This window comes from Sorangium sp. So ce302, assembly GCF_051530145.1.
Classification (GTDB): domain Bacteria; phylum Myxococcota_A; class Polyangia; order Polyangiales; family Polyangiaceae; genus Sorangium; species Sorangium cellulosum_B.
Genome location: NZ_CP150326.1, coordinates 4,614,381 through 4,630,099 on the forward strand (window position 1 = coordinate 4,614,381; position 15,719 = coordinate 4,630,099).

General features: G+C 72.1%; 8 protein-coding genes. 7 read left to right on the forward strand and 1 reads right to left on the reverse strand.

Going from position 1 to position 15,719, the window contains the following annotated elements; translation table 11 throughout:
• Positions 1–769: 769 nt before the first annotated feature.
• Entirely contained in the window at positions 770–943 is a 174-nt protein-coding gene (locus WME73_RS17540) for a hypothetical protein (RefSeq protein ID WP_437916411.1), read from the reverse strand.
• Between WME73_RS17540 and WME73_RS17545 the strand changes: the two genes are divergently transcribed.
• The 7 genes from WME73_RS17545 (at position 942) to WME73_RS17575 (ending at position 15,658) form a co-directional block, all read left to right on the forward strand.
• A complete protein-coding gene (locus WME73_RS17545) occupies positions 942–5,738 on the forward strand; it encodes an alpha-2-macroglobulin family protein (RefSeq protein ID WP_437916412.1) in 4,797 nt (1,598 codons plus the stop codon). The two genes, WME73_RS17540 and WME73_RS17545, sit on opposite strands and share 2 nt — an antisense overlap.
• Positions 5,739–5,900: 162 nt before the next feature.
• Positions 5,901–6,155, forward strand: coding sequence for a hypothetical protein (locus tag WME73_RS17550; protein WP_437746595.1), 255 nt, complete (start codon positions 5,901–5,903; stop codon positions 6,153–6,155).
• Positions 6,156–6,233: 78 nt separating this feature from the next.
• Positions 6,234–7,448: a cytochrome P450 gene (locus WME73_RS17555; protein WP_437916413.1), complete on the forward strand. Its 1,215-nt coding sequence runs from the start codon at positions 6,234–6,236 to the stop codon at positions 7,446–7,448.
• Between the two features lie 331 nt (positions 7,449–7,779).
• A complete protein-coding gene (locus tag WME73_RS17560; protein WP_437916414.1) occupies positions 7,780–10,005 on the forward strand; it encodes a type VI secretion system Vgr family protein in 2,226 nt (741 codons plus the stop codon).
• Positions 10,006–10,033: 28 nt separating this feature from the next.
• Positions 10,034–12,307 carry a type VI secretion system Vgr family protein gene (locus tag WME73_RS17565; RefSeq protein WP_437916415.1) on the forward strand — a complete coding sequence of 758 codons (2,274 nt, stop codon included), beginning with the start codon at positions 10,034–10,036 and terminating at the stop codon, positions 12,305–12,307.
• Positions 12,308–12,320: 13 nt separating this feature from the next.
• The gene (locus WME73_RS17570; protein ID WP_437916416.1) at positions 12,321–15,086 is read left to right on the forward strand and encodes a type VI secretion system Vgr family protein; all 2,766 of its coding nucleotides are present in this window, start codon (positions 12,321–12,323) and stop codon (positions 15,084–15,086) included.
• Complete coding sequence (locus WME73_RS17575) at positions 15,086–15,658, forward strand: hypothetical protein (protein ID WP_437916417.1); 573 nt, start codon at positions 15,086–15,088, stop codon at positions 15,656–15,658. The genes WME73_RS17570 and WME73_RS17575 overlap by 1 nt, the downstream gene beginning before the upstream one ends.
• The last annotated feature ends 61 nt before the right edge of the window (positions 15,659–15,719 follow it).

A 15,719-nucleotide genomic window follows, 5' to 3' on the forward strand; every position in this document is an offset into this window, starting at 1 on the left:
CTTATGGCGACTTGGCGGTTTCATCATTCCGGTGCGGAAAATTCTCCCGCCACCTGTCGACGCCGCCTCGGAGAATTGAGATGCAGCCGTAGGTTGTCGGCACGATAAGTCGACACCAGGCCTACCGGTAGCGACCGGGCCAGCTGTCCGCCCAATGGGTACCAGCGAGCTCGGCGCATTGCGTTTCGACCTCCGCTGTTGTGCAGTTACCCCTGGCAGGCTGAGCTCGACCGTGCTGCTTCTCGCACGCGTTCGCAGCTGCGAAGAAGTTCCGCCAGTAGAGGGGACCGCGATTATCGGAGCACGACGTGGAGCGCGCCCGGCTGTCTATCGATTCCGGAGCGGTATCCCCGCACATCTGCAGGACACACCCAGCCTGGCAGGCTTCTCCCAGCTCTGCCGGCACGTGTTCGCAGGGCGATAGATGCTTTCCGGGGGCGCACCACTGGAGGGTTTGCGCCAGCTCTTTCGTGCATGGCGGACCGTAGGACACTCCCTTGGGTTCGTCGCGGCACCCGGGCGCGAAGGCGACGAGCAGGAGCACGAGCGCGATGGTCGATGCGTTCATGCCTCTTGCTTAGCATGGGCATGAGGCGCGGATCGACGCCGCGCGGCGTTCGCGCGGCTCGCCGCGAGAGCACGAAAGCCCCCTGTATGAGAGTAGTTGTCGTTGCTCGGGGATCCGCTCACCGACCCGACCGCAAAATAGCGGGGTCGTTTGCGCCCGCAAAAGTGGGGTCAATTCAAGGCAAGTGGGGTAATTGCCCCACTACCCGTCGACTCCCTCCCCGGAGAATTGAAATTCAGCCCGGAGGAGGTCGACACCCTCCCCGGAGCCCGTCGCCGGACGGCGCGCCGGCCCGATCGCGCGCAGCGCCGGCCACCCCGGCGGCGCCGTGCAGCGCAGGAACCTGCTCCCCTTGGCGGTGTCGAAAGGCACCATGCCCAGGCCTTCCCTTCCGCTCGCCGGCCTCCTCCTCGTCGCCTCCCTCGGCGCCGCCGCGACCTCCGACGCGGCCACGGATGGCCGCGATGCGGTCGCCCGCGGCATCGACCTCTTCCTTCACGCGCCCGACCGCGGCGCGCCTGGCGCCACCCTGCCGGTCCAGGTCCTCGCGCTCGGCTTCCCCACCGCGATCACGCTCCGGCCGCTCGAGGCGGCCACCGTGGAGGCGACCTGGGATCCCGAGCACCTCGGCAAGGTCAGCGCCGTCCCGCCGCCCGTGCGGGTCACCACCGACGCGAAGGGGCGCGCTCACCTCGACGTCCCGATCCCGGAGGGGCCCGAGCGCGAGCTCCGGCTGCTGCTCGGCGTGCGCGCCGGCGACCGGCAGCGGACGCGGACGCTCACCGTGCACCGACTGGCGCCGCTCCAGGTCGACCTGCACGTCCCTGACACGCGCGTGGTGCCGGGCAGCGCGATGTCGGCGTGGATCACGGTGCAGAGCCAGGCCTCCGGGCAGACGGCCCCTCGGGTCCCCGTGGAGGTCAGCCTGCTCGAGGGCGGCGTCGCCCGGCACACGGCCGTGGTCACGACCGACGCGGCCGGCGTCGCCATGGCCCGCGTGCCCGTCCCCTGGATCGACGAGCCCGGCTGGCGCTGGATCCTCCGCGCCCGCGCGCGGAGCGCGGCGGGGGCCTCGTCGAACGCCGCGGAGATCTCCCTCTCGCCGCGCGAAGAGACGCCCGGCGCCCCGCAGATGCTGGCCGAGTGGTCCGAGCAGGATCTGCGCGCCGGGGATCGCGCAAGCTACGTGATCCGGATCCGCGATGGCGCCGGCCAGCCCGTGGCCGGGCTGCCGGTGCGGGCCTGGATCGGGCCGAAGGGCACGAGCCCGCCCGAGGACAAGGCCGCGTGGGAGAAGCTCACAACGCCAGCGCGCACCGACGCGGCCGGAGAGGTCCGCGGCGCGGCCGTGGCGCCCACCACCGTGGTGCAGGGCGCGGGGACCACGCTGCGCGTCGTCGCGCGCGCGACGTTCGAGGGGCACGAGCTCGAGCGCGAGGCCACCGTCTCCGTGGAGAGCCCCACCTCGGAGGCGACTCTGCTCGCGGAGGCGGGCGCCATCGTTCCGGGCGTCGCTCAGCGCATGCTCCTGCGCGTCCGCGATGCGCGGCGGAAGCCGGTGCAGGGCACGTTCACCGTCGAGGGCGACGGGCTCCAGGCCGCCGTGACCACCGACGCGTACGGCGAGGCCGAGGTGACCTGGGACGCGCCCGTCGAGCTCGGGGCCTTCCGCAACGTCGGGCCGTGCGCTGGCGGCGTCGCGGCGGCGGTGCGCGTGCGGCCATCAGGCGAGCTCCCGGCGCTCGCGTCGCGGCGCGAGCCGTTCGCGCTGTGCGTCTCCGTCGATCGCGACGCCACGGCGCTGCTCCGGCCCGAGCGGCTCCTTGCCCGCGCCGGCGACGCGCTCCCGCTCCGCGTGATCGACGCCGGCGGCGCGGGCGCCCGCGCCGACCGGCGGCCGGAGGGCGGCAAGGCGGCGGACGGCGCCGGCTGGAGCGTGATCGTCCAGGCAGGCAACTCGGCCCGCGCGGCGAGCGCCTGGATCGCCGGGGGCCCGGAGGGCGGCGCGCTCGGCCTGCCCGAGGGCGCGGCCGGCGTCTGGACGCTCAGCGCCGCCGCTCCCCGGCCGGGCGCCGCCGCGCGGCAGGCCGGCGGCGCGGTGCTCGTCACGCCGCGCGTCCTCCCTCGGCTCGAGGCCCGCATCACGGGCGGTCGCGCGGCCCCGCGCGGCGCCGTCGACGTGGACCTCGCGCTCACCGACGGGGGCGGCCGCGGCCTGCCCGGGACCGTCGCGGCCGTCGTCGTGGATCTGCACGGCGGGGGCAGCGTCGGCGGCCTCGCGGCGCTCGACACGCGCGCGCGGCTCTGCCAGGGCATGGTCGAGCCCGAGCGCTGTGGCGCCTTCCTGCAGGGCGATCCAGCGCTCGAGCCGCTCCGGCGCGCGGAGCTCAGCGCGAGGGCGCGCGAGGCGATCGCGCCGGCGAACGATCCGGCCGGCTCCGCGCGGGCGGCGCTCGACGAGGCGTTCGGCCAGGTGCTTCGCTCGCTCGAGGGGGCGGTCTTCGAGGCCGCCAGCGATCCGGAGCGGCTGCGCGACGTGCGCCGCCGCGGGCCGGGCGGCGCCTATGCGTGGAACCCCGAGCTGATGACCCTGGTCACCGCCGCCATGGATGCGCCCCCCGAGACGCCCGGCGGCGAGCCGCTCTCGCTCGCGGACCTCCTGGCGGTGGACCCGCAGGTCACGTTCGATCACGTCGCTCGCCGCGTCACCCGCCTCAAGCTCTTCCGCATCCTCGCCGCGGCGCGCGCGTTCCGGCGCGAGCGCCTTCTCGACCCGGACGAGCCAGCGCTCCGCGATCCGAACGCGCTGCTCCGCCGCCTGGTGCGCGACGCGCAGCTCGAGGAGTCGCTCCTGCTCGATCCCTGGGGCGGAACGATCCAGTTCACCCCGACGACCGCGCCGCCCGCGCCGTTCCTCACGGTGCGGCGCGGCTTCGCCCTGCACGCGCCCGGGCCCGACGGCCGGATCGGCACGGGCGACGACGTGCGCGATCCGTTCGAGCGCGTGCTGCGCTCGGGCACGCCGTACGCCAGGGCGGTCGGCGAGGATCGCCTGGTCGACGCGAAGTTCGACATGGAGGTCGGCGACGCCACGGTGTCGGCGTGGGAGAGCCTCCTGGAGGAGCTCACGGGCACGGCGCTGGGCGAGGCGTTCGGCGTGGGCGGCCTCGGCCTCGCCGGCGTGGGCGAGGGCTCCGGCGCCGGGTTCGGTCAAGGCCACGGCAGGCTGGGCGGCGCCCACCGCACCTCGTACGGCGCGCCGCGGGGCGTGTTCTTCTGGTCGCCGCCCCAGCGCACCGACAGGGATGGCCGGCTGCGGATGCGCGTCCCGCTCGGCGACGTCGAGACGACCTTCCGGCTCGTCTTCGTGGGCGTGCCGGACGGCGCCACGCCGGCCACGGCTACGCTCGACGTGCCCACCGCGCAGCCGCTCTCGGCGCGCGTGGAGGCGGGCGCCGCGTGGGTCGAGGGCGACGAGGTCGACGTGGAGATCTCGGTCCGGAACCGCTCGCCGAGGCCGCTCCGCGCGATCGTGGAGCTCACGGCGCGCGGCGTGGCCGCGCTCGCGGACCCGCGACGCCGGGCGGTGGCGGTCGACGTGCCCGCGGGGGGCGCGGCGCCGGTGCGCGCGCGGGTGCGGGCGCTGCGGGCGGGGCGCGCGGAGCTCGCGGTCGCCGTGAAGGCGCAGGGGATTGCGGGCGACACGCTCGTGCACGCGTGGGACGTGCGCCCCGCGGGCGAGCCCACCGATCTGAACATCGCCCAGATCGTCGAGGGCGGCGCCACGGCCACGCTGCGCGTCGCGGCGGACGCGCAGCGCTACCAGCCCACCGGCCGCCCGCGGCTCGTCGTCGAGCGCGGCCTCGCGGGCGCGCTCACCGCGGCGCTCGAGGTGATGGATCCCGACCGGCTCTCGTCCGCGGGGGCGATGGCGGACGCGGTGGAGGTCGCGGCGCTCGTGCGCCGCTGGGCCGCGGCGCGCGGGGGCGATGGCGCGCCGCTCGCCGCGCGCGCGGAGGACATCGGCCGCCGCGCCGTGGGCCGGCTGCTCGCGTACAAGGACAGCAAGAAGGACCTGGTCTTCTGGCCTCCGGCGCTCCGGGCGCGCACCTTCGCGCCCGCGTCCGTGGCGGAGGAGCTGCCGAAGATCGACGCGCGCTGCCCGCCAGAGCCCCTGCAGCCCGCGGCAGCGCTCGACGCGCTCGAGGTCGAGCCCTCGCCGGCGGGGGGCGCGGTGAACGCGTGCTGGGACGCGTTCGTCACGAGGACGCTGGACGAGGTGATCCGGAGCGGCGATCGCGTGGCGCTCGCCCGGGTCCTGCTCGCGCTCGCGGAGCGGCCGCACCGGGCGGCGCTGGCCGCGAACGTGGCGGACCGGCTGCGCGCCTGGGTGGCGCTGCTCCCGACCGGCGGCATCACCTTGCCGCCGGGTCAGGCCGAGGATCGGAGCGCGCGCGCGGTGGTCTACGCGGCGCTCCTCCGCGCCGCCGGGCTCGGCCGGAGCGCGGCGCCGCCCGCGAGGCTCCTCGGCTGGGTGGGCGTGCAGCGGGACGTGCGCGGCGGCTACGGCGCGCCGGCCAGCACGCGCGCGGTGGTGCGCGCGCTATTGGCCCACGGGGGTGAGGGTCGCGAGGAGGCGCGGGTCACGGTGACGTCGGGCGGCGCGCGCCGCGACGTGAAGGTCGGGCCGTCGGGGCGGCTCGTGGTGCCGCTCGACGCGGGCGCGACGGAGGTGACGGTCGACGTGGTGGGGCCCGCGGTCGTGGCGCGCCTGGAGCGCCCGGCGCTCCGGCGCTGGAGCCGGCCGCCGGCCGCGGCGGCGAGCCCCGTGCAGGTGGAGATCTCCTGGCCGAAGCGCCCGCGCGCGGGAACGACGGGGAAGCTCGCGGTCTCGCTGCGCCACGCGCTGGGCCGCTCGGTCGAGGTCGACGTGCGCATCCCGCTGCCCCCAGGGGTGTCGCTGGCCGCACCGCTCGGGGGCGTGCGGCAGGTGAACGGCGTCCTCGCGCTGCGGGCTTCCCTGGAGGCGAGTCGGCTCGCGACGCTGGTGGAGATCCCGGTGCGCTTCGCGCTCGCCGGGAAGGTGACGGCGCCCGAGGCGCAGGCCCGGGTGGCGCAGGAGGAGCTGCCGCGCGCGGTGGTCCCGGCGCGGCCGATCGTGATCGAGTGAGCGCCGGCGAGCTTGCCCGCTGTCGCCTCCGTCCATCGTATCCTGCGTATCCTGGGCGCCGTGCGCCCTCGGCCGATCGCCCCAGCCGCGAGCTGGCGCGTCCTCCGTTGACCCATCGACGGATGGTTAGGCAGACACGGCAACCCCGCAGGAGGTCCTCGCATGCCCTTCCAAATCGCACCGCCCCTGCTTGAACGCCTGCGCGCTCGACGTCTTGAACAACGTCAGCTGCGGGCAACCCGCAGCACCGCCGGCGCGCCGCGCGAGCAGACGGGCGGCAACGACACCGATTTCATTGGACACCTCTTCTCTGGAACTTCTTCCGTCGATCAGGTGGCCGGGCGGTACGTCGCGGCCATGAACTCTTGGCAGGACGAGGTTGAAGACAAGTACGACGCGTTCTTGCCGCGAGCTTGATGGTAATGTCGCTTTCGCGCGCGATCGGTCAATAAGTGGAACGTATCGTGTAGAATATCTCCCAGGAGAGCTATTCGCATGACCCAAGAGCTGCGGAAGTTTGATTTGTTCGCCCCCCATTTCCAGGCGGACCCGTTCCCCACCTATGCCGAGATGCGCCGCTCCGGGCCGGTGTGCGTGCTCGAGCCGCTGGGCGCCTGGGCGGTGAGCCGGTACGCCGATGTCATCGCCGTCCTCAAGAACCCTCAAAAATTCTCGTCCGCTGGCAACGTCGACGCCTTTCACCCGCCTTGGCTCCCGAGGCAGCCGGGGGCGCACTCCCTGCTCGCAATGGACCCGCCGGAGCACACGAAGCTCCGGAACCTCGTCAGCCGCGCCCTGGGTCCCGGGAGCATCACGAGCATTGAGCCCATGGTCCGCGCCATCGCCGAGCGCCTCTCCGACACCCTGCAATCCAGGGGTGAGTCGGATTTCGTCGCCGACTACGCCGTCCCGATGACAGCGGGCGTCATCGGCGAGCTCCTCACCCTGGATCCTTCTCTCCACGCCAATTTTAAACGGTGGACGGACGATATCCTCAGCGTCACGCCCGTCCCGCAGAGCCCCGAGCACGCCGAGCGCGTCCGCGCGTCCGTCGCCGAGATGGAGCGCTACCTCGGCGACGTCCTCGAGGCGCGGCGGCGCGCGCCCGGCGATGATCTTGTGAGCGCGCTCCTCCAGGCCGAAATCGACGGCCATAAGCTCACCCCGGAAGAGCTCATGTCCTTCATCTTCGTCCTGGTCCCAGCGGGGTTCGATACCACATCCACATTGATAAGCAAATCAATCATTACCCTCGCCAAGCGCCCCGCGGACACGGAGCGGCTGCGCGAAAACCCGGCGCTCATCCCTCGCTTTATCGAAGAAATGCTCCGGTGGGACCCGCCTACCCATAACATCTTCCGCAAGGCGATGCCCGGAGCGGAGGTGGGCGGCGTCAAGGTGCCCGCCGGCGCTCCAGTGACGGTCATCCTCGCGTCCGCCAACCGCGACGAGGCCGTGTTTCCCGATCCCGACGAGTTCAATATGGACCGCGATGTGCCAAAGACCGGGACGGGGGCGTCGGTCGCGTTCGGGCACGGCGTCCATTTCTGCGTCGCCCACCTCCTCGCGCGCCTGGAGGCGAGGGTGGCGCTCGAATCCTTGCTCGCTCGATTCAAGCGAATCGATCTGGTCAACCCCACCATCGAGTGGAGCACGATGGTCTTCGTGCGAACCCCATCGCGGCTGCCGGTCCGCGGCGTCTTGCCCTGATCTGGCGTGCCGAACAGGTTGGAGCTCGCCTGAATTCTAGAACCCAGATCTCGCCGTGGAGCGGGCGCCGCGTTCGATCGGGCGGCGCGCACGGCTCGGCGCGACGGCGGTAGGCGCGCTCGCGCTGGTCCCGGGCCTCGGGCGCTCCGCGAACGCGCGCGGCGCAGGGCGCGCGGCGCAGGGCGCGCGGCGAGCTCGGATCGCGCGGTGGGCACGCGAGGGTCTCGGATCCGCAGGATCCGCCCCCCACGCCCCTCTCCCCGCGTCGGCGCCGCGTCGGGTTCCAGCGCCGGGGCTTGGCGCCGTCCGCCGATCGCCTACCATGCCCCCAATGGCCGCTACCTTCGCCACCTTCTCCCTGGAGGGCGACAAGCTCCCCGCGGACGTCGCCGTGACCCGCTTCGAGGCCGTCGAGGCGATCTCCACGCCCTACGCGGTCGAGGTGCGCTTCGCGACGCTGGACACGTCGTTCCGGGTCGAGGACTGCCTGCGCAGCCGCCTCTGCCTGCGCGTCGTCGACACGTCGGGCCAGGAGCGGCTGTACGACGGCATCGTGGACCGCGCCGGCTTCGCGCACATCGTGGGCGAGAGCCGCCAGTTCGACGTCCGCCTGCGGCCCGCGCTGGCCGCGCTCGCGCACCGCGAGGGGTGCCGCATCTTCCAGGAGAAGACGATCGTCCAGGTCGCGCAGTCGGTCTTCGAGGACGCCGGCTTCGGCGACAAGGTCGAGTGGCGGATCGCGAAGGAGTACGAGCCGCGCGAGTTCATCGTCCAGTACCGCGAGTCGCACCTCAACTTCGTCTCGCGGCTCCTCGAGGACAACGGCCTCTTCTACTACTTCCGGCACGAGGCCGCCGGGCACACGATGATCATCACCGACGACCCCGCCGCCTTCGAGGTGGAGGAGGGGCTGCCGGTGAACTTCCGCATGGCGCAGGGCGGCCTGCCCGGGAGCCTGCCGCTCTCCAAGCTCACGAGGACGCGCGCGCTGCGCACGAGCCTCGTCCACCTCCGGGACCACGATTTCGAGAAGCCCGACGTGAAGCCGGAGTCCGCGCTGCCCCGCAAGGAGGCCATCGCGGCGCCCTACTTCGAGTACCCCGCCGGCTTCACGAAGGGGAGCGTGGGCGGTCGCCGCGCCGAGGCCCGCATGCGCGAGCTCTCCGCCGACGCCGACGTGTGCGAGGGCGAGAGCCGCGCGGCCGGGCTCAAGGTGGGCGAGCCGTTCGCCGTCGAGGGCGCCGCGGAGCCGTGCCTGAACGGCGAGTTCGTGGTCACCCGCCTCGTCTCACGCGGCAACCAGACGCTCACCGGCGGCGTGACGAACTACGACGTCGAGAACCACTTCCGCGGCGTCCCCAAGGGCGCGCCCTTCGCGGCCGAGCGCCGCGCGCGGCGGCCGCGCATCCGCGGCATCCAGACGGCGGTCGTCACGGGGTCGAGCACCCAGGAGCAGGCGCTCCACGTCGACAAGTACGGCCGCATCAAGGTCCGCTTCTTCTGGGACCGGCAGGGCCAGCAGGACCACACCTCGAGCTGCTGGCTGCGCGTCTCGCAGATCGCGATGGGCGGCTCGATGATCCTCCCCCGCGTCGGCTGGGAGGTCTCGGTCGCGTTCCTCGACGGCGACCCGGACCGGCCGCTCGTGCTCGGGCGCACCTACAACGCGGAGAAGACGCCGCCCGACGCGCTCCCCGCCGCCAAGGCGTCCGGCACGCTGAAGAGCATGTCGTCGCCCGGCGCGGGCGGCCACAACCAGATCGGCATGTCCGACACCGCGGGGAGCCAGGGGTTCGGCATCCACGCCCAGAAGGACCTCAACGTCACCATCAAGAACGACAAGGTCGAGGAGGTCACGGTCAACGAGGAGCAGCACATCAGCGTGAACGGCTCCCGCTCGGTGAAGGTCGACGACTCGACCTCCGTCGCCGGCAACCAATCGCTCGACGTCGGCGCGGTGCTCTCGCACAAGATCACCGGCAACCAGAGCATCTCGATCGGCGGCAACGACACGACCAACGCGATCAGCAACTACGTCGAGAAGGTCACCGGCGACCGCTCCTACACGGTGAGCGGCAACCAGATCACGATCTCGAACGGCGTCAGGCACTCCATCACCGGGGACATGAGCCGCAAGGTCGGCGCGCTGCAGCTCTCCGGCAGCCTGGGCTCGATCAACGACAACGTCCTCGGCGGGATGACGGAGACGGTGGGCGCCGTGAAGGCGCAGATCATCAACGGCAGCCACGGCGAGCAGATCACGGCCAACAAGGACCAGACCTCGCTGGCGGCGGAGCTCCACCTCACGAAGGGCTCGCTCTCCCACGTGGCGCTCGGCGTCACCAACATGGTCGGCGGCCTCCATTACCAGAAGCTGGACGGCGATCTCGTGGTGCAGGCGCCGCTCATCACCCTCCTCGGCGCCGTCGGCGTCTTCAAGGGCGGCGGCAGCGAGCTCAAGCTCGGCGGCGGACCCGTCGTGATCAAGGGGTCGAAGATCGCGGTCAAGGGCGCGCTCGTCGTCAAGATGGGCGCGTCGATGAAGCTCGGATCGTGAGGGCCCATGCGCCCTGGTGAGGTGAAGAGTGGCTGATCATCATGTCCTCGCGATCCCCTCCCTCAGCGTGGAGGGCAAGATCTACCGGGTGCTGCGCTTCGAGCTCACGGAGCAGCTCTCGGAGCTCACCCGCCTCGAGTGCGAGCTGCTCGACGACGAGGCGGCGCTGCCGAGGCCGAAGGAGGTCCTCGGCAAGCGCGCGGTGTTCACGCTGTCGCGCAGCGACGACACGCAGACGCGCTCTTTCGCCGGGACCATCGTCCTCGCCGAGCTCGTGCCCGATCCCGACGACGTGCCCACGCTGCGGATCGAGGTCGCGCCGGCGCTCTGGAACCTCGGGCAGCGCTCCGACTGCCGGATCTTCCAGGACAAGAGCGCGGTCGACATCGTGAAGGAGGTCCTCGAGGGCGCGGGCGTGCCCGCGGGCCAGCAGGACTGGCGCGTGACCGAGCCCCACCCGACGCGGGTCTACACGGTCCAGTACCGGGAGCGGGACCTCGACTTCGTGCACCGCCTCCTCGCCGAGGAGGGGATCTACTTCGCGATCCACATGAAGGACGACGAGGACGTCGTCGTCTTCGGCGACTCGCCGACCGGCCTCGAGGACATCGAGGGCGCGACGTCGCTGCCGTTCTTCCAGGACTTCGGCGTCGAGGGCTTCGCGGATCGCGTCGTCCGCCTCTCGCGGGAGGTCTCCGTGCGGAGCGACAAGGTGTTCGTCCGCGACTACGACCCGGAGAAGCCCTCGACGAAGCCGGAGGCGTCGGCCGAGGGGAGCGATCCCGGGGAGCACGTGCTCGAGATCTACGAGCACCCGGCGCGCACCGCCGACGCGAGCGTCGCGGAGCGGCTCGCCAGGGTGCTGCTCGACTCGGTGCAGGCGGAGCGCGACGTCGTGCACGGCGAGAGCGGCTCGCTCGCGCTGCTCCCGGGCCGGCGCTTCTCGATCGACGGCCACCCCTACGACCCGCTCAACCAGGAGTACCTCGTGGTCCGCGCGCGCATCGCCGGCAGCCGGCCGCGGAACTTCGAGCTCTCCGGCCGCGCGGGCGCGGAGGACGGCGCGCGCGACCTCCGGTCGAGCTGCGAGTTCTGGGGCGTGCCGACCGGCAGCACGCGCTACCGGCCCCCGCGGCGCGCCCGCGAGCAGGTGATCCCGGGCACGCAGACCGCGATGACCACCGGGCCCTCGGGGCAGGAGATCCACACCGACGCGGGGGGGCAGGTGAAGGTCTCCTTCCACTGGGATCGCTCCGGAAAGAAGGACGACACCTCGAGCCGCTGGATCCGCACGAGCCAGGTGCCGACGGGCGGGTCGATGCTGCTGCCGCGCGTCGGGTGGGAGGTCACCGTGCGCCACGTCGAGGGCGACGCGGACAGGCCGTTCGTGATGGGCCGCATGTACAACGCGCTCACGCCGCCGCCCTACGCGCTCCCGAAGGAGGCGGGGAAGAGCTCCCTCCAGACCGCGACGACGCCGGGCGGGGGCAGCACCAACGAGCTCCGGATGTCGGACACGAAGGGCGGCGAGGAGATGTTCATCAACGCCTCGAAGGACATGTCTACCGAGGTGAAGAACAACGCGACCGAGTCGATCGGCAACAACCACAAGAAGAAGATCGGCGCGGACCAGACGACGAACGTCACGGACAGCATGACGACCAGCATCGGGTCGAACCAGACGCTCTCGGTCTCCGGCAACCAGTCGATGAAGATCGAGACCTTCCACGTCGACGACATGGGCGGCGATCACTCGCTCTCGATCGGCGGGAACCGCGACATGAAGATCGGCGGGGATCACAAGCGCGACGTCACCGGCAACAGCTCGCTCACGGTGTCCGGCAACCAGATCGATCTCGTGGTCGGCTCGGTCACGGATCAGACCCTGGCCGGCTTCAACCACGAGGTCGGCGCGGCGCTCGTCGAGCTCGCGCTGGGGCACCGCTCCGTGACGGTCCAGGGCGACCGGAGCGAGACGGCCACCGGCGCGAAGGTGATCGCGGTCAAGTCGGGCCGCGGCGTGCAGGTCGGCGGATCGATGAACGTGAAGGTCGGCGGCGCGATCGTCAACGTGGCGAACGGGAACCGCGTGGAGAGCTCGCTCGGCACGTACACCGAGCTCGCGGGGGGCGCGCAGCTCGTCAAGGCGAACAACGCCGTCTTCGAGGCGACCGGCGCGCTCACGCTGGTCATGGGCGCGTCGATCCTCTCGCTGACGCCCGCGAGCGTCGCGATCATCGGCGTCTCGGCGAAGCTCGACGGCGACGTCTCCGACACCGCCGCGCTGGTGCTCGACAACTGAGGAGGAGGCGAACGTGGCACGCGAGATGATTGCGCACTTCACGATCGACGAGGTCCCCGCGGCCCGGGTGCTCCGCTTCGAGTCGACCCACGAGGCCGGCAGGCCGCTCGTCCTCGACGTCGAGGTGTACCTCCACACGTTCCAGGAGCTCGAGGCGATGATCGGCAAGCCCGCGGCGCTCTCCTTCGGCGTGCCCGGGGAGGTGCCGCGCGTCATCGCGGGCACGGTGGAGGCCGCGACCTCGATCGGCACCACCGAGCTCGGCGTCGAGGGGCTGCTGGGCGTCCGCTACGCCGTCCGCGTCGTCTCCTCGCTCGCGCTCCTCGCGCGCAGCGTCGACTCGCGGATCTTCCAGGACATGAGCGCCAAGGAGATCGTGGCGAAGGTCCTCGAGGATCACGGGGTCACCAAGGTCGCGTGGCGGCTGAGCGGCGACTGCCCGAAGCGCGAGTACTGCGTGCAGTACCAGGAGAGCGCGCTCGCGTTCATCTCGCGGCTCATGGAGCACGAGGGCATCTACAGCTTCGTCGAGGTGGACGCCGACGGCGAGCTCCTCGTCTTCGACGACGACAGCACCGTCGCCGGGCCGATCCCGGGCGACCCCGCGCTGCCGTTCCGCCGGCGCACCGGGCTCAGCGCGGCCGACGAGCGCGACGCGATCTACGCGATCCGCGAGCTCGATCGGGTGCGCTCCGGCAAGTTCATCCTCCGCGATTTCGACTTCAAGCGGCCGAAGCTCGATCTCACGGCGACCGCGGCGTCGGGCGAGAACGACGCGCTGGAGCGCTACGACTACCCGGGCGGCTACGTCGAGCCGAGCGAGGGGCAGCGGCTCGCGCAGATCCGGCTGGAGGAAGAGCAGGTCGAGCGGCACACGATCGAGATCGACACCGTCTGTTCGCGCCTCGCGGTCGGCCAGAAGCTCACGATCACGGACGCCGGCGAGCTCGACGGCGAGTACTTCCTCTTCGCGGTGAAGCACACCTACGTCCACGAGGAGGACGACGCGCTCGGCGGCGAGCGCGCGACGCCGCGCTCCAGGGCGCGGGCGCGCCTCGTGCCGGCTTCCGTGAAGTACAGGCCGCGGCGCATCACGCCGATCCCCCTCATCGAGGGGCCGCAGACCGCGACGGTGGTGGCGCCCGCCGGCTCCCAGACCGAGGCGATCCACACCGATGAGTTCGGCCGCTGCAAGGTGAAGTTCCACTGGGATCGCAGCGACGTGATCGACGACAAGGCGTCGTGCTGGATGCGGGTCGCGCAGCTCCAGACCTCCGGCTCGATGATGCTCCCGCGCATCGGCTGGGAGGTGATCGTCGAGTTCCTCGAGGGGAACCCCGATCGGCCGATCGTGACCGGGCGCCTCTACAACGGCGTCTACATGCCGCCGTACGCGCTGCCGGAGGGCAAGACCCGCACGGCGATCCAGACCTCGAGCACGCCGGGCGGCGGCGGAGCCAACGAGATCCGCTTCGAGGACAAGGCGGGCTCCGAGGAGATCATGGTGCACGCCCAGCGCGACATGAAGACGGTCGCGGCGAACAACGCCAAGCGGAACATCGGCAACAACGAGACGTCGGTCGTCGGGAACAACGCGTCGCTCGAGGTCGGCGGCAACCAGACGACGAAGATCACGAAGGGCTCGCAGAACACGGTGGGCGCGAACCAGACGATCAGCGTCGGAGGCAACCGCAACGTCGAGGTGAACGCGGTGTCGGCGCTGACGGCGAAGGGCAACGCGACGACCACCGTGGGCGGCAACCAGTTCGAGATGGACGGCAACCCCCTCGAGGCGATGCTCGCGCTCGCGGCGCAGGCGGCGGTGCAGTTCGCGAGCGTGATGGCCAACAACGCGATCGCGGCGGTCCAGGGGCAGGTCGACGGCGCCATCAACCAGGTGATGGCGCCGATCAACGGGCTGACCCAGAAGGCGGCGGGGGTGTCGGGCGCGATGCAGGCCGTCGCCGGCGGAGACATGAGCCGCATGCCCGGAATGATCGCGGGCGCGTCGGGCATCCCCGGCGCGAGCCAGCTCGCGGCCTCGATGGGCGGCGGCGGGGGCGGCGGCGGCGCTGCCGGCGGCGCGCCGGGCGCCGCAGCGCCCAACATGCTCGCCTCGATCGCGTCGAACGTGGCGCAGAGCAGCCTCGCCGGGAAGGTCTTCGTGAAGCCGGAGGCGCTCGCCTCGGCCCTCGGCATGGACGGGGGCGGCGGCGGCGGTGGGTCGACGGCCAACGTCGGCGGGCCGGACGGCGCCGTCGATGGCGTCGATGCGACCGACCGCGAGAAGGGGCCCGGGCACACGACAGCCAAGGTCACGGGCACCCACAAGGAGGACGTGGGCTCGATGAAGGTCCTGGGCGCGATCCAGGACATCGACAACAACGTGACGGGCAAGAAGACGATCGACGTCGGCGCCGCGACGGTGCAGGTGGCGTTCGGCAGCTACGCGGAGAGCGTCACGGGCTCGAAGAGCGAGAAGGCGACGGGCCTTGTCGTCCTCAGCAACGGGGGCGAGAGCGAGACGGTCACCGGCTCGCGCACCGCGATGGTGGGCGGCGCGGTCGTCGACAAGCTCAAGGGGTCGCACGTGGTGCAGGCCGTCGGGCCTGCGACGTTCATCGGGGCCTTCCACAAGGTGGAGGCGAAGGGCGCCATCGTCTTCAAGTGCGGCGCCAGCGAGGTGGTGATCGACGGCGCCGGCGTCACCATCACGTCCCCGCTCGTGACCATCCTGGCGCCGAAGATCCAGCTGCCGAAGAAGGTCTCGGAGGTCTGATGGCGACTCCGTTCGACGGTGGCTCGCGGGCGGCTTCCGCGTCGCTCTCGCTGGAGGAGCCGGACGCCGGGGCCACGGCGGAGGAGGCGTCCGAGTCGCCGCGCGTGACCCTGGACGACGTGCTCGCCGAGCCGGCCGCGGCGCCCCTTCCGGCGCAGAAGGCGCAGCCGCTCGGCGCCGCCATGCGGACCGCGCGCGTCGCCTCGATCGCGGGGCGGAAGGCGTCGATCCACGTCCGTGGCGCCGAGGGGCCCGTCGACGCCCAGATCGCGCCCGACGTCGATCCCGAGGTGATCGCCGACGCCCGCGCCCGCGGCGACGCCGTGCTCGTCGAGCTCTGCGAGGGCGAGCCCCCGCTGATCGTCGCGGCCCTGACGACGCAGCGGCCGCATACGCTCCACCTCAAGGCGACCAGCATCGCCATCGAGGCGGAGCAGGAGCTGCTGCTCCGCTCCGGCCGTGGTGCGGTCCGCATTCGCCAGGACGGCGACATCGAGGTCGTGGGCAGCCGCATCAGCGCCGCGTCGCGGGGGCTGTTCCGGATCGTCGGGAGGCTCTTGCGGTTGAATTGACGGCACGCACCGCGTGTCCGCTGGAAGGCTCGGCCGTCATAGCTTTCACTGAGGGAGCGTA

What these genes read in the sequence shown, in the direction of transcription:
- WME73_RS17540 (WP_437916411.1), bottom strand. Translation starts at nt 943, where the DNA reads ATGGTGCCTTTCGACACCGCCAAGGGGAGCAGGTTCCTGCGCTGCACG.
- WME73_RS17545 (WP_437916412.1), top strand. Translation starts at nt 942, where the DNA reads ATGCCCAGGCCTTCCCTTCCGCTCGCCGGCCTCCTCCTCGTCGCCTCC.
- WME73_RS17560 (WP_437916414.1), top strand. Translation starts at nt 7,780, where the DNA reads ATGGCCGCTACCTTCGCCACCTTCTCCCTGGAGGGCGACAAGCTCCCC.
- WME73_RS17550 (WP_437746595.1), top strand. Translation starts at nt 5,901, where the DNA reads ATGCCCTTCCAAATCGCACCGCCCCTGCTTGAACGCCTGCGCGCTCGA.
- WME73_RS17555 (WP_437916413.1), top strand. Translation starts at nt 6,234, where the DNA reads ATGACCCAAGAGCTGCGGAAGTTTGATTTGTTCGCCCCCCATTTCCAG.
- WME73_RS17575 (WP_437916417.1), top strand. Translation starts at nt 15,086, where the DNA reads ATGGCGACTCCGTTCGACGGTGGCTCGCGGGCGGCTTCCGCGTCGCTC.